Here is a 13,851-nt window from a genome sequence, read left to right as displayed (position 1 = left end):
AGAGAACAAGATTGGAGAGGACTTATACATCATGGAAATTTTACTTGCTTCACTTGCCCTTATTTGGGGCAATGTTACTGCCGCTAACCCTGACGCAAGCTTCGAGCAGCTCGTACAAGCATCTTTGGACGCTAAGAATGCCGTTGCAATCGTTCAACCAGCCCCGACTAATGATCCAATTGATCCTCTCGCCCCAACAAACAAACTAGATCCGCAAAAAGACGCTCCCAAGGTTAAAGGTGTCTATGCTACCGCGCATAGTGCCGGAGGTGCCCGTCTCAATACACTTGTGAAACTGATGGACGACACGGAACTGAATGCAATGGTCATCGACGTCAAAGACGATTGGGGCTACATCACATGGGAAACAGGCAATCCAGAGCTGGACGCAATGGGTACCACCCAGAAAATCATTGGCGATATGCCTGGACTGATGAGCACGCTTAATGAACATAAGATTTATCCCATTGCACGCATCGTTGTTTTCAAGGACACGGTTCTTGCTAAGAAGAAACCAGAATTATCCTTTGTTAATCCCGACGGCACCCTTTGGGGTAATGGCAAAAATCCCCCGGACAGCTTCGTAAATCCATATAACAAAGAAGTATGGGATTACAATATCGCTGTAGCCAAAGAAGCCGTCAAGGCAGGATTCAAAGAAATTCAGTTCGACTACGTCCGGTTCCCGGAAGGTTTTGAGAAAAGAGCAGACACACTCAAATACACCAAAGATGAGCGTCCTCGCATCGATGCTGTAGCTTCTTTCGTCAAGTATGCCAAAGAACAATTGCAACCGCTTGGCGTACGTGTTTCCGTTGATATTTTCGGATATGCCGCATCCGTCCCAGCAGCTGAAGGTATTGGACAAGATTTCGAGAAAATTTCTCAAAATGTTGATGTCATTTCCCCTATGATTTATCCGAGTCATTATAGTACAGGCTGGTTTGGCGCTAAAGTACCAGATGCCGCTCCTTATGTGACTATTAACGGTGCATCGAAGGATACGACAAAGAAATTAGAAGCAATCGATAAAAAAGGTTGGAAGCCAGTCATTCGCCCTTGGATTCAAGATTTTACCGCGTCATGGGTATCAGGTTACATTAAATACGGCCCGCATGAGGTACAAGAGCAAATTCGAGCACTGAAAGATAATGGTGTAGACGAATTCCTGCTTTGGAATGCTAATAACAACTACACACCTAATGTTAGTTATTAATCAAGAAAACACCCTGAGGCTATATACCTCAGGGTGTTTTATCGTATAATCAAGATTATGTTACCAGATTTGAGGTTAAGCTGTACACTAAAAGTTACACAAGTGCCAATTACAAGAGACATTCTAAAGGAGTTGGAGAAATGAAAATTGTTGCCATTACGGATATGGATCTATCCCTTATGCAGGAGCAGATGCCGAAGGACCTAAAAGACCGCAGCCAATTCCAATGGTTTAAATCTTCAAAAGATGCACTTGAGCATGTTGCTGATGCTGAAGTAATCATTACAGCCGGTCGGATTAATCCGGAATACGTCACCAAAGAAAGAGCCCCTAAGCTCAGATGGATGCAAACATTATCCGCTGGAGTCGACAAGCTGCCTCTCCAAGAGTTGGCAGAGCGAGAAATCCCGCTGACTAACGCGCGCGGAGTGCATACGATCCAGATGAGTGAGTTCACGCTCAGTCTTATGCTTCAGTGGGTACGTAAATCAAACAAGCTGTATGAATGCCAGCTCCAGAAGGAATGGTATCAACGTATCACCGTCGGCGAGCTTGCTGGTAAAACGCTAGGTATTGTAGGTGCTGGAGCAATCGGTGAAGCCGTTGCACGCAAAGCCAAAGCATTCGATATGTCGGTTATCGGTTTGAACCGCTCGGGTGCGCCGCAGTCTGGTTATGATCAAACTCTCAGCGGCGATGATGGGCTGCGCACTTTGCTTACCCAAAGCGATTTCGTCGTCCTGCTTCTGCCTAGCACTCAGAAAACACGTGGCTTAATAACGAAAGAACATCTGAGCCTAATGAAGCCAAGTGCCTTCTTGATTAACCTTGCGCGAGGCGATGTGATTGATGAAGGTGCATTAACGCTTATGCTGCAGGAAGGTAAGCTCGCTGGCGCAGCTCTTGATGTTTTCGAACAGGAACCTTTACCGGCGACTTCTCCGCTCTGGAGCATGAAGAATGTAATTGTCACTCCGCATATCGCAGGCTCATCTTCTCATTATACAGAGCGTGTAGCCGCAATTTTTTATCATAATTTGCGCGCACTCCTGGATGGCGGAGAAATGATGAACTTGGTGAACATCCACGAAGGCTACTAATCAATAAACGCACCTTATCCTAAGCGGAATTACTTCCGAGTGATAAGGTGCGTTTATCGCTATTTGGCAGTTATCGCTACTAATCCTCTCATATAGGGACGAAGAGCCGCAGGAATATAGATCGAACCATCCGCTTGCTGATGATTTTCAAGTAAAGGAATCAGAATACGAGGTGTGGCTACCGCTGTATTGTTGAGCGTGTAGCAATAGCGTAGTTCTCCATTCTGATCTCGGTAGCGCAGCCCGTTACGACGTGCTTGGAAATCAAGGAGGCTTGACGACGAGTGCGTCTCTCCATAGGCACCCCGGCTTGGCATCCAGGTTTCGATATCGTACTGCTTATAATTTTTGGCTCCCATATCCCCAGCGCACACGGCAACGATTCGATATGGCAGCTCCAACAGATCAAGAATATCTTCCGCATTCCTCGTAATTTGCTCCATCATTAGATCGGCCATCTCCGGATCATTCTTACAAACAATTACCTGCTCTACCTTCGCAAATTGATGAACGCGATACAATCCACGCACATCTCTCCCCGCCGAACCAGCCTCCTTACGGAAGCAGTTCGATACCGCTGCCAGCTGAATAGGGCCATCCGACAGATCTACAATTTCATTCGCATAGTACGAAACAAGCGGTCCTTCCGAAGTACCTACTAACCACTTGTTCTCATCCTGCAGCTCATAAGTCTGATCCTTGCCTGCCGGAAAGAACGCTGCATTCACCAGTGTTTCTTCACGAACCATGAGCGGTACATCCATAACCGTAAAGCCACGATCCGTTAATAGATCGATAGCTAGCTGTTGAACCGCTCGGTGCAAATACAACCCCATCCCTTTGAGGTAATAATTGCGGGTTCCAGCTACCTTAACACCTCTTGGTATATCTATAATGTCTAGATCTTCCCCGATTTGCAAATGATCGCGAGGCTCGAAAGCAAATGTTGCAGGCTCTCTTACTATTTTCACGACAACATTATCTTGGTCCGTAGCCCCTTCAGGTGTGTCAGGTGAAACGAGATTCGGAACTGTCAGTATGAGTTCTTTGAACCGCTCCTCATAGTTCGATAGTTCCTCTTCGTCCGCAGCCAGACTAACATTCCAGCTGCGAACCTGCTCTTTCAGCTCGTCGGCTGCCGTTCGGTTCTTCTCAGTCATATGCGTTGCAATTTGCGCAGTAGCTCGGTTGCGATTTGCCCGAAGCAGATCGACGCGATGCTGCATCTGCCTCTTCTTCTCTTCAACTTCGAGAAGCTCCTCCAAGGGACAATCTATTCCCTTTTGTTTAGCAGCTTCCTTAACCTGATCTTGATTGTTGCGAATCCATTTGATATCCAGCATCCTCCGTCACCGCTTCCTTTTCGATTATGTGAAAAAGACAAAAAACGCCCTTGTCCGAATTGGGACGAGGAGCGTTCTGCTCGCGGTGCCACCCAACTTGATGAAGACAATTTCTTGCCATCATCCGCTTGGTTCCGCGATAACGGGCGGTGCCGGTTTACTTAGAGAGAGTCGATGCTTATTCAGTCATCAGCCGTTCCGATCATAAACGTCTCCGAGTTGGATGCTCTTCATAGACATAATGTCGCTTTGTACGTTGTACGCTATTATAGACGAAGTCATTCCTCAGGTCAATAGGCTCACTACTTACTAAGCTTATTGGGATAAACGACTTGCCAACTCATATAATTCTTTGTTGAATTCACGCTTGGTATTAACTACTAAGTCGATATCCGTAGCGACTAACTCGCCTTTGATGACACCGCAAGCTTTGGAAGAATCGCCTTCCATCAGTCTACGAACGGCAAAGTCGCCAAGACGGCTTGCCAAGATACGGTCGTTATGCGTCGGCGTTCCACCACGTTGGATGTGACCTAGAACGGTAACACGCGGCTCAATGCCGACTACCTCTGTGATCTGCTTCGCAACGCCATCGCCAGTTCCTGCACCTTCTGCGATCAGGATGATACTGTGACGTTTGCCGTGTGAGAAGTTGTCTTTCATACGGTTAGCCACTTCGCAAATGTCAACTTCAACTTCCGGAACGATAATTGTTTCCGCACCGCTGGCTAATCCCGCGTAGAGTGCAATCTCTCCGCAGTGACGACCCATAACTTCTACAATGGATGAACGCTCATGGGACGTCATCGTATCACGAAGCTTATTAATCGCATCCACTACGATACTTACCGCTGTATCGAAACCGATCGTAAAGTCCGTAAACGGAATATCATTGTCGATTGTCCCTGGCAGACCCATCGTTTTGATACCCAATTTACTTAGTTTGTTCGCTCCTTGGTAGGAACCGTCCCCACCAATAACAACCAAGCCGTCAATTCCGCGCTTGCGCAGGTTATCAGCACCGATTTGTTGACCTTCTGGCGTCAAAAACTCTTTGCAGCGTGCTGTCTGCAGGATCGTTCCTCCACGTTGAATAATATCTCCAACGCTTCTGAGATCCATTTTGCGAATATCATCGTTAATTAATCCATGATAGCCACGTTGTACGGCGTAAACTTCGAGTCCATGGAACAATGCGCTTCTTACAACCGCACGTACCGCCGCATTCATCCCCTGGGAGTCTCCTCCGCTTGTTAAAACTGCAATTGATTTTACTGCTGACATTTCAATTTCCTCCTTCAAATTCTTGTGAATGACATTCATGATGTCGTACGGATATACATGCTATTTAGCCAGAAAAACAACCGGGTTAACGGACTATTTTTCATAAGACGCTTGGATATGTTTTTAACTTGTTGTTGTCCATTCACTTTAGGGTCCGACAAATAGAGCGCGAGCAAACCTTCGATTATCATACGATGAAATCGCGGATGTTCCAAGAACAAAATTTTGCTGCGCGCTTCCTGCACGATAAATGCAATCCTCTCAACCGTGTCCTCCATAGAGCCATAATAGCTGCAGAAGTTCAGATCTCCACCAAGAATATCTTCTTCCTGATCAATTAAATAATCAAGCAAGATATGCAGCCCACAAACGTAAGGAAAATACGCCTCGCGAATCGCTTCCACCTGCTTGTCATTTAACTGCGTATCGCATGCTGCCAAGAACAGCATAAACATCCCTAAAGTCGACCCCGTAGCTGCCGCAAATTCATTCCAATCAATCTGGCGATAACGATGATGATGGAGTTTCCACCACTGCTGAAGCTCGGGTTCTCGCATATCTTTGCGGATATGCTTGTACACTTGTAAATCGCAATATAAAGCAACGAAATCCCGCACCTGATCCGCGACTTGTCCATACGACGGCAGCAAATCAATACAGGATTGACACTTCAGAACAAGATCCCTTAAATAGTTGCCGTCTTCTTTCTCCTGCCTGAACGCATAATAATCATGCAGAGGCTTTGAAGGATCTATGGCATCCAGCATCGATTGATGCAATTGTCGGAAATCATGCGGATCTAAAGAAGTGCTGCGATCACATAAATTATCTAGATAATCGCTGATCGTCTGGAATGCAACGATGAGCGGTATTAGTACATGACGCATCGACAAATTGGCAGCCGCATAAACGGCGCCGCCCTGACAATGAAATTTCTTCGTTGCTATGCTGGCTAAAGCTTGCGTACGCAGTTCAGTATCCGGAATGTTCTCCGCTCTTGTCTTCCACATGGAAAGCTCTTCGCTTACATCCGGTAAAATGTATCGATACACCCTGAGCATTAACCGGAGCGGACCTTGCGGAACCTTCGTACTACTTCTGTCCAATTGCTTCAAGCAGACTTCCTCCACAACTTTGTTCATAGCAATACTGCAGCAGCAGCTGCATTTCGTAACGTTGAATATGTCTCAGCCAACTATCGACTGTTGAATTTTGAACCAGGGATACCTGAAGCTCTACCACGTCAATGAATACGCATGGATTCCAAACAGGGGAAGTAATCAGCACTTCCAGTTTCTGGCGCAACGCCTCATTGTCTAGATCGGCTAAGTCTTTCACACTCAAATAATCTCTCACGCAGGCAATCAAATTCGAAAAAATAGGATGATGGCCGACATCATTAAACCAATATTTCGCATTGCTATAATCGCCTTCCATCCGGTGCATAAGAGCGTGCCAATAACTGCCTGTAGTATTTGTAATTTCCTGGGCAATATCATGCGACTTGTCGAGGCTTTCATTCAGTAAATAAAGACCTGCTTTGATGGCCAAGCCATACATCTCTTGCTCCGGATTGCCTTGGATTATATTAGCCGGTAACATCGCTTCAATGTTCGCATCCATTGCTAAATCCCATTCTTCAATTGGATATAAGGCAGGCAGATGCTCCAAGAGCGGCTTCGCAATAGCTTCCAGCCAGTCTGCACCATCTTTATTGCTATGCATGCCAGTCACTCTCCCTTTCATTAGACAAACTTAATGGTGGGTCTTCGCTTCCAAATCCTGATTAATCCGGAACCAAAGGTGAAGATCATTTATAATCGATGCCAAATCAGCAATTTCGGAATTCAAACGACAGGAAGTTATAAAATCATCTTCTTGATCCAACTGGTTTTGCTTACGAATAATTGCGCCTTCTAGTTTCATGATCCGGTCGGGTATGACTCCTCGAATTTGTTCCCATCGAAATAGGATTTCAACACGCACATCAGAGGGGTAAGAGTCCCAATCTTGTTCTAAAGCTGGCGTCTCAATGCCAAGTCTGGCATTGTAATGAAAATAGCAGCTCATTCTTCTGAATTACCTCCTTGCAGTAAAAACATGCTGCGATAGTTCAACAAACATTCTACCTTTAAATGTATCACTTCAAACCTTGGGTTTCCAGTTAAAATTGTATGTCAACAATATTTCATTTTCTGGTATACTTAATTAACGTTTTTAGAAGGGACAATTCGTTAGGAGAGATACAGAAATGACCGCTTCAACTATGAAAAGAACGATCTCATGGAATCAGCTTATCTCCTTTTTTCTCCCCCTCGGTCTTTCCGCAACGTTAGTTACCCTCTCGCACGTTATCATTAATAGCACACTTGCCCGGGCTGATAATCCCGAATTGGTCATTGCCAGCTATGCGCTACCTCTAAGTTTGTTAGGTATTACCGAGCGACCAGCTGTTCTGCTCAGACAAGCTTGTTCAGCCCTCGTCAGGGACCGCATCTCATTTCGAGCTATGGCGGCGGTTAGTTCTTATGTATTTGCTTGTATCGTCCTTCTTGGTCTCATTATATGCTACACACCAGTTGGAGAGTGGGTATTTCTTTATTTCTTTGGTGTCGAACGCGAGCTATTAGACTCTACGATAAGTGTTTACCGTATATTGATGTACGTAAGCATTTTTTCCGGACTGCGGTGTTTATTTCACGGCATTATTATTTTTAATATGCGGACCAAATGGTTAACCATCGGGATGGGTGTACGAATCGTCGCTATGTATTTATTATCGTTATATTTTATTACAACAGATAATGTCTCTAGTGGACGAGTTGGCGCGATTATTTTTTTAATGGGCATGGTAATAGAAGCTTTAGTAGCCATCTGGGAAGGCACCAGTTTACTTAAGAAAGTCATTCCGGAAAAGGCACCTGGCCATCCCATTGAAAGCAAAAAGCAAATTTTCAGCTTCTATAAGCCGCTCTTGTATTCATCTATTATTGCCGTCATCATCGGCCCATCTATCAATGCTATCTTGGGAAAAACAACGCATATCCACCTTGCTATATCTTCCTTTGCGATTGCCGGCTCCTTAACACAGCTGGTTTTAAGTTTTTTCTCTTATATTCATCAAATCGTATTGAATTTCTATCGCAAAGATGCAAAATCCGTTCTACGGTTTGTTTTGATTCTTAGCTTCATTCCTGGAGCTCTAATCGCTATTCTTGCTTATACGCCTCTTGGTCCTTGGTTTATGATCCATGTGATGGGTGTTAATTCCGAGCTTATGTATGCCAGTCTTCATGCTATGCGAATCTTTATGATTATGACATTAGTATTCCCTTGGTTGGATTATATGAACGGAATTATCATGCTCAGAGGACAAACGAAAATTATGATTTTCTCGCAATCGGCGAATGCTACGATAACGGTATTAACCCTTTTCATTGCCATATGGACAGTACCTGATTGGAACGGAATGATTGGGGCATTAGCACAATCCGTTGGCACGCTAGCTGAGCTGATGGTCGTGGTTTACGTGCTCAAACGAACGTCCGAGGATCCACTGCCAAGCCTATCTTCAAAAAATTTGTAGTGAAAACGAGTGATAATCATCTATGAATACGTCTAATGGTATAAAGTCACAACATCGCCTGCTCCGTTTGTTCACATTTTCCTTTTTTATGACAATGGGCATCGTGGTCACTTTTTTCCCCCTGTACTTTGATTACAAAGGATATTCCAAGATTCAAATTGGATTGCTGTATGCCATTGGGCCGCTGATTGGGATCGCGACAAATTTATTATGGGGTTTCTTGAGCGACCGTTTTCAAACCGTCAAAAAAATTATGATCATTCTGATCTTTGGCCAGCTCATCACAGCCATCTTAGTGTTTACTGCGGGATGGTTTTCCCTTTTGTACGTTTGTTTAGCGATGTTTTTCTTCTTTCAGCAGCCGGTTAATTCTCTCAACGACAGCCAACTCATGTTGAGTATTCGGGCAAGTGGCAAAAGCTACGCCTCTTTCCGTGTGTGGGGCTCCATCGGGTTTGCTGTATCGGCCGGAGGATTTGGTTTGCTGCTTAGACATTATGGGACAGGACTCACGCCAATTCTATGTCTGTTTACCATTACCTGCACGTTAATCCTTGTATTCTTCCTGAAGGATGCACGTCAAAGCGGCAAAAAAATGGCTTTAGGCGGTATGCTGAGCATTTTGCGTTCTAGGAAGTTTGTCTGGTTCTTAATTTTGATCATCATCATGTCAGTCTCCCACCGCTTTAATGATGGCTTCCTGGCCCTTTATATGCGGCAGCTTGGCGCCTCTGACTCCGTGATCGGTTACGCTTGGATGGCTTCCGCACTAAGTGAAATCCCCATGTTTTTCTTTCTAAGCAGGCACGGGCACCGCTTTAAAGAATTACCGCTTCTTGCCTTTGCGGGAATCATTTACGCCCTGCGATTTTTCATCATGGGCTCCATCCATAATCCCGCATGGATCATCGGCGTTCAGCTGCTGCATAGCTTAACATTTGGTGTATTCCTCATAACGGCCAATCGCTACATTAGCCAAATTATACCCGACGAATACCGTTCGTCCGGACAAGCGATTTTTGCTGTGGCTTGGTCCAGTATCGCTGGATTAATCAGCGGCATGTTGGGCGGCTGGATGTATGACGCTGTGGGGGGAAGCACGGTCTACGTCATTGCCGGCTGTTTATCGATCGTTGCAGCGATCGGCTTCCTTGCTACACATCTATTCCAAAACGATGACCGTTTGCCGGGTACCAGATAGTTTTTTATTGAAGGGAATGATTACGTGTTAGCCATTGAACGGTTATCTCATAGTTTCCGCACAGGGCAAGAGGATACTCCCGTTCTGCATGAACTTAGTTTCCGGGTTGAGCAAGGCGAGATGGTCGCTTTGCTTGGAAGCTCGGGCTCCGGGAAATCAACATTGCTAAATTTAATGGCGGGCTTAATGAAGCCCACCCGAGGAAGTATTACCATCGCAGGACATGCCATTGAGAAAATGAGCGAAAACCGCTTGGCGGAATTTCGAAGGACACATATCGGCTTCATTTTCCAATCTTATGAATTAATAGCACATTTAACCGTCCGCGAGAACGTTGAGCTGCCCCTCGTCTTTCAAAGTATAGCGGCCTCAGAACGCAAAGAGCGAGCTCTGGCGCTCCTGCAAAAAGTTGGTATCGGTGATAAATCGGATCTATTTCCTTCACAGTTATCCGGCGGACAGCAGCAGCGTGTCAGTATCGCTCGCTCCCTCATTACGAAACCAACGATCGTTTTTGCTGACGAACCTACAGGTAATCTAGATACGAAGACGGAAGCCGAGATCATAGATTTACTCATTGATTTAAATGAGAATTCCGGCATCACCTTCGTTATCGTTACTCACGAACATGAGGTAGCGCGCCGAACGCAGCGGATTTTACAGCTTCGCGACGGATACTTGCTGGAAGGGTACGAGCAGGATGGTGAAGCAGGATGAAGTTCAAAGATTACGTTCGTCTTGGCTGGGACCAGCTGCAGCGGCGCAAAGTCGTCACAGCCTTATGTACCGTAGGAATCGCCATCGGCTCTGCTTCCATTATGGTGGCGCTGGGATTTGGTGAATCCATTCAGCACTACAGTCAGAAGCAAATGAGCTTCTATCTCAAAACAGATGAAATTACGATTTCAGAACAAAACAATGACCCGAACAGTCCTCCGAAACTAACAACGAGCAAACTCGATCTCATTCGTACTTTTCCACATGTAAAATCCGTTGCTAGTTTTCAAGATTTAGGACAATTCAGCTTCACAGTTGATGATGGTAAACAAAGTTATCTTCATCTGATTGCTACTGAGCTAAGTGCGCTAGAAGATTTCGACTCCAAATTTGGGCAAGGCGGAGCTAGTAATCAGGACAACCACATTGTACTCAATTATGGGACAACCCTCGGCGTTCTGGATATGAAGACGATAGAAGCTAGAAATAAGCTGATGCAGCAGAATCCAACCAAAGAGCAGTCAGAAACTTACCGTCAAATGGGTGCGATCCCTTATCCACTTTATCAAAAACAATTGCTTCTCAAACAAGAGCAATCAGGAGGGAATTCAGGTACAAGCCAGGCTGAACCGAGAGAAGTGACACTCCGGGTTACTGGCATTTTGAAAAAACCGGATGGTCTGCCCGAGTCCATGCTTCAAGGGAACAAAACGGCTTACGTCTCTCCGCAAACGGGTCAGAAAATTTTGGAGGCGCTGAACAAAACATCACAGAACGGTATCGTTCAATACTCCGAAGTGAAAGTGAAAATCGACAATAGTGTCAATGTCAAGCAAGTGGATGAGTGGATAAAGAAGCTCCAGCTCAATACGCAAACGAATTTATATCAAGAGGATCGGATGAAAGGCGAATTCGCTATCGTAAGGTTGCTCCTCACAGGTGTCGGTCTTTTTGTGCTGTTCGTAGCCTCGATTTCCATTGTTGTTGCTATGACGATGTCCACTCATCAACGCCGAAGACAGATCGGCATCATGAAAGTGCTTGGTGCGAATTTAAAACAAATCCGTAACATGTTTATTGTAGAATCATCGCTGTTAGGCATGTTAGGCGGCGTTGTAGGTATTATCCTTTCTTATTGGGTTATATGGGGAATCAATCTACTCATTATTCGATTCGGATCTAATGCCGGAGAGCCTGCAGAAATTTTATTCATTTCCTTTTGGATTCTTCCGGTCGGCATGTTTTTCGCTGTTATGACCGGCGTTCTTTCAGGACTATACCCCGCTATTAAAGCTTCGCGAACGGACGCGTTGACAGCAATTAAACGAGAATAGGAGTTTGCCTAGCATGAGGAAAAAGAAAACATGGGTGCTGCTTATAACAGCCCTCTTGATCTGCGGTATTAGCGGTTTTTTATACATATCCAGCCATCCCAATGCCATGAAGAGAGCAAGTACGGAAACCTCCGCTGCTCCTGACGCACTGCAATTTAAAGTGACCAAAGAGGATCTAGTCAACAGTGTAGAAGTAAAAGGAAAGTCGTCTTACGAGAAAGAAACACGTGTCTACGCACCATTTGGCGGCGAAATTAAAGCATGGCAGATCACAGACGGGGCTCAAGTTAAAAAGGGACAGCTGCTGTTTGAGCTTGATGCCACACCTCTGAAAAGTGAAATCGCAACGCTGCAATCCAATTTAAAAAAGCAGAAACTTGAGGCTGATCTTGCGAGTTTCAAAGCAGCTGGACCGGAAGGCGAAACAACCAGCATACCAGCTGGTGCCGTCAGCGAAGATGATTCCAGGTCACGCTTTGCTGCTTCCGAAGGACGCAGAATCCAGGAGCAGTTGAATCAGGTAAACGATGAATCCATTCAATTGCAGCTGGCCAAAAAGCAAGAGAAAGTGGAACAGGCGGCTTTTGTTTCACCTGAGGACGGCATCTTCTTGTTCGAAGATTCCTCCAAAATCCCCAAATCTGTCGAGGAAAGCGTACGAATCGGTAAAATCGTGGATTTGACGAAACTGCAGCTTGTTTGTACCGTAGGCGAGTTTGACGTATTCCGGATTAAGCAAGGGATGTCCGTCCAGGTAAAAGTAGATGCCCTTAAACAGAAAAAGCTGCAAGGCAAAGTTGAGAAAGTTTCCAAATTTGCCAAAACTGGCACCGATCAAGGCACATCTTCTGCGCAATTCGAGGTAACTATTTCTCTAGAACCGGATGAGCAGCTTATCGCAGGACTCAGTCTTTCGGGGACAATTGAGACAGAGAAAAAAAGCGGAACAACCGTCGTTCCCACGCTAGCTGTGATGCATGAGAAAGATATCTACTACGTCATGCTGCAGACTCCGCAAGGCACAGAACGCCGTGAAATTGAGATCGGCTTGGAAACTCCCGAAAAAACAGAGGTCATTAAGGGTCTCCAAGAGGGAGATACGGTTGTGCTGCAGTAACAACTGTTTTATACTATAGTCTTAGGACCAAGTAATAATGATATCGAAAATGAAGCAGCAAAGGCAGGTAATTGTTTTTTATGAATTATGAGGATTTTAAGACGATTGTGTTAGAGCGCCGCAGCGTTCGAAATTTTACTGAGCAGGAAGTCTCAACGGAAGATATTCGAGAAATTATCGACTGTGCCCGCTATGCGCCAAGCGATACGAACTCCCAAACGTGGCAGTTTATTGCGATACGAAATACAGAAAAGATTAAACATATCGAACAATTGACTTGGGAACAGCTTCATCTTAGAGCGTCTGAGGCCGAGCAGAAAGGTCTTTCCCGGGAAGCGCGCCTGCTTGTGAAATCATTTGGACCTTATGCTACCGCGTTTTCCAATGCTCCTGTGCTGATCATTTGCCTAGCAACGCCTTACGAATCGAAGTTCCGCGATCGGATTTTTGATCCTATTGAGCTTGTTGAAGATGCGGTATGGGCGGAAGAAGGAATCAAAAGTTCCTGCCTAGCCTCCCAGAATCTAATGCTTGCCGCGCATGCCAGAGGTCTCGCGACGTGCCCGATGACTGGGCCTGTCTTGCTAGCCCAAGATCAAATTCGTGAATATCTGAGCATTCCGGAAGAATGTCAGATCAATATGGTCATTTCCCTTGGTCATCCGAAGGATCGCCCGGGCAAATTGGCTCGCAAAGAAATTGATGATATTCTTCAAATTATCGACTAATTATAAGAAGGAGCTGCCGCAATTCGCGGGCAGCTCCTTTCTATTTAAGTGCGTGCGCCTTGCACTACACGAATATAGCAAATTGTCTACACAACTATGCCAAAATTACCACCACAAACATTATAACGTTATATTTACTTAATCAACCCGATATGCTAATCTAACATTATAACGTTATACTCATTTTATAGTTTATAACCTTCTCCTACATAGTAGGAGAACCTA

General features: G+C 45.3%; 13 protein-coding genes. 8 read left to right on the top strand and 5 right to left on the bottom strand.

Annotated features, from left to right (window positions below):
* Window positions 1–31: 31 nt before the first annotated feature.
* The gene (locus AC58VC_RS14830; protein ID WP_497369510.1) at window positions 32–1,216 is read left to right on the top strand and encodes a putative glycoside hydrolase; all 1,185 of its coding nucleotides are present in this window, start codon (window positions 32–34) and stop codon (window positions 1,214–1,216) included.
* Between the two features lie 140 nt (window positions 1,217–1,356).
* Window positions 1,357–2,316, top strand: a complete 960-nt coding sequence (locus tag AC58VC_RS14825) for a D-2-hydroxyacid dehydrogenase (RefSeq protein WP_497369509.1) — start codon at window positions 1,357–1,359, stop codon at window positions 2,314–2,316.
* 59 nt (window positions 2,317–2,375) lie between these two features.
* Here AC58VC_RS14825 and serS read toward each other — a convergent pair whose 3' ends face one another.
* The 5 genes from serS to AC58VC_RS14800 form a co-directional block, all read right to left on the bottom strand.
* Window positions 2,376–3,659 carry a serine--tRNA ligase gene (serS, locus tag AC58VC_RS14820; protein WP_497369508.1) on the bottom strand — a complete coding sequence of 428 codons (1,284 nt, stop codon included), beginning with the start codon at window positions 3,657–3,659 and terminating at the stop codon, window positions 2,376–2,378.
* Window positions 3,660–3,974: 315 nt separating this feature from the next.
* Window positions 3,975–4,943, bottom strand: a complete 969-nt coding sequence (pfkA, locus tag AC58VC_RS14815; RefSeq protein ID WP_497369507.1) for a 6-phosphofructokinase — start codon at window positions 4,941–4,943, stop codon at window positions 3,975–3,977.
* A gap of 35 nt (window positions 4,944–4,978) precedes the next feature.
* Entirely contained in the window at window positions 4,979–6,004 is a 1,026-nt protein-coding gene (locus AC58VC_RS14810; RefSeq protein ID WP_497369811.1) for a tetraprenyl-beta-curcumene synthase family protein, read from the bottom strand.
* A 31-nt stretch (window positions 6,005–6,035) separates the two neighbouring features.
* Entirely contained in the window at window positions 6,036–6,668 is a 633-nt protein-coding gene (locus tag AC58VC_RS14805) for a hypothetical protein (RefSeq protein WP_497369506.1), read from the bottom strand.
* A 30-nt stretch (window positions 6,669–6,698) separates the two neighbouring features.
* The gene (locus AC58VC_RS14800; protein ID WP_497369505.1) at window positions 6,699–7,013 is read right to left on the bottom strand and encodes a hypothetical protein; all 315 of its coding nucleotides are present in this window, start codon (window positions 7,011–7,013) and stop codon (window positions 6,699–6,701) included.
* A 181-nt stretch (window positions 7,014–7,194) separates the two neighbouring features.
* On the opposite strand from AC58VC_RS14800, the gene AC58VC_RS14795 reads away from it, so the two are divergent.
* The 6 genes from AC58VC_RS14795 (at window position 7,195) to AC58VC_RS14770 (ending at window position 13,626) form a co-directional block, all read left to right on the top strand.
* Window positions 7,195–8,529 (top strand): multi antimicrobial extrusion protein MatE, encoded by a 1,335-nt coding sequence (locus AC58VC_RS14795; RefSeq protein ID WP_497369504.1) that lies wholly within the window; start codon window positions 7,195–7,197, stop codon window positions 8,527–8,529.
* A gap of 22 nt (window positions 8,530–8,551) precedes the next feature.
* Entirely contained in the window at window positions 8,552–9,730 is a 1,179-nt protein-coding gene (locus tag AC58VC_RS14790; RefSeq protein ID WP_497369503.1) for an MFS transporter, read from the top strand.
* A 24-nt stretch (window positions 9,731–9,754) separates the two neighbouring features.
* Window positions 9,755–10,447 (top strand): ABC transporter ATP-binding protein, encoded by a 693-nt coding sequence (locus tag AC58VC_RS14785; protein ID WP_497369502.1) that lies wholly within the window; start codon window positions 9,755–9,757, stop codon window positions 10,445–10,447.
* On the top strand, window positions 10,444–11,781 hold the full coding sequence (locus tag AC58VC_RS14780) for an ABC transporter permease (protein ID WP_497369501.1): 1,338 nt from the start codon (window positions 10,444–10,446) through the stop codon (window positions 11,779–11,781). The genes AC58VC_RS14785 and AC58VC_RS14780 overlap by 4 nt, the downstream gene beginning before the upstream one ends.
* 13 nt (window positions 11,782–11,794) lie before the next feature.
* Window positions 11,795–12,898: an efflux RND transporter periplasmic adaptor subunit gene (locus AC58VC_RS14775; protein ID WP_497369500.1), complete on the top strand. Its 1,104-nt coding sequence runs from the start codon at window positions 11,795–11,797 to the stop codon at window positions 12,896–12,898.
* A gap of 80 nt (window positions 12,899–12,978) precedes the next feature.
* Window positions 12,979–13,626 (top strand): nitroreductase family protein, encoded by a 648-nt coding sequence (locus AC58VC_RS14770; RefSeq protein ID WP_497369499.1) that lies wholly within the window; start codon window positions 12,979–12,981, stop codon window positions 13,624–13,626.
* Window positions 13,627–13,851 lie beyond the last annotated feature (225 nt).

The sequence above is a fragment of the Paenibacillus sp. J22R67 genome (genome assembly GCF_059692175.1).
Note: the sequence above shows the minus strand (reverse complement) of the source record. Positions and strands in the feature narration are given on the sequence as shown.

Coding starts and splice junctions, on each gene's coding strand:
- pfkA (WP_497369507.1), bottom strand. CDS start 4,943: ATGTCAGCAGTAAAATCAATTGCAGTTTTAACAAGCGGAGGAGACTCC.
- AC58VC_RS14795 (WP_497369504.1), top strand. CDS start 7,195: ATGACCGCTTCAACTATGAAAAGAACGATCTCATGGAATCAGCTTATC.
- AC58VC_RS14770 (WP_497369499.1), top strand. CDS start 12,979: ATGAATTATGAGGATTTTAAGACGATTGTGTTAGAGCGCCGCAGCGTT.
- AC58VC_RS14805 (WP_497369506.1), bottom strand. CDS start 6,668: ATGCATAGCAATAAAGATGGTGCAGACTGGCTGGAAGCTATTGCGAAG.
- AC58VC_RS14775 (WP_497369500.1), top strand. CDS start 11,795: ATGAGGAAAAAGAAAACATGGGTGCTGCTTATAACAGCCCTCTTGATC.
- AC58VC_RS14810 (WP_497369811.1), bottom strand. CDS start 6,004: ATGCTCAGGGTGTATCGATACATTTTACCGGATGTAAGCGAAGAGCTT.
- AC58VC_RS14830 (WP_497369510.1), top strand. CDS start 32: ATGGAAATTTTACTTGCTTCACTTGCCCTTATTTGGGGCAATGTTACT.
- serS (WP_497369508.1), bottom strand. CDS start 3,659: ATGCTGGATATCAAATGGATTCGCAACAATCAAGATCAGGTTAAGGAA.
- AC58VC_RS14790 (WP_497369503.1), top strand. CDS start 8,552: ATGAATACGTCTAATGGTATAAAGTCACAACATCGCCTGCTCCGTTTG.
- AC58VC_RS14800 (WP_497369505.1), bottom strand. CDS start 7,013: ATGAGCTGCTATTTTCATTACAATGCCAGACTTGGCATTGAGACGCCA.
- AC58VC_RS14825 (WP_497369509.1), top strand. CDS start 1,357: ATGAAAATTGTTGCCATTACGGATATGGATCTATCCCTTATGCAGGAG.
- AC58VC_RS14780 (WP_497369501.1), top strand. CDS start 10,444: ATGAAGTTCAAAGATTACGTTCGTCTTGGCTGGGACCAGCTGCAGCGG.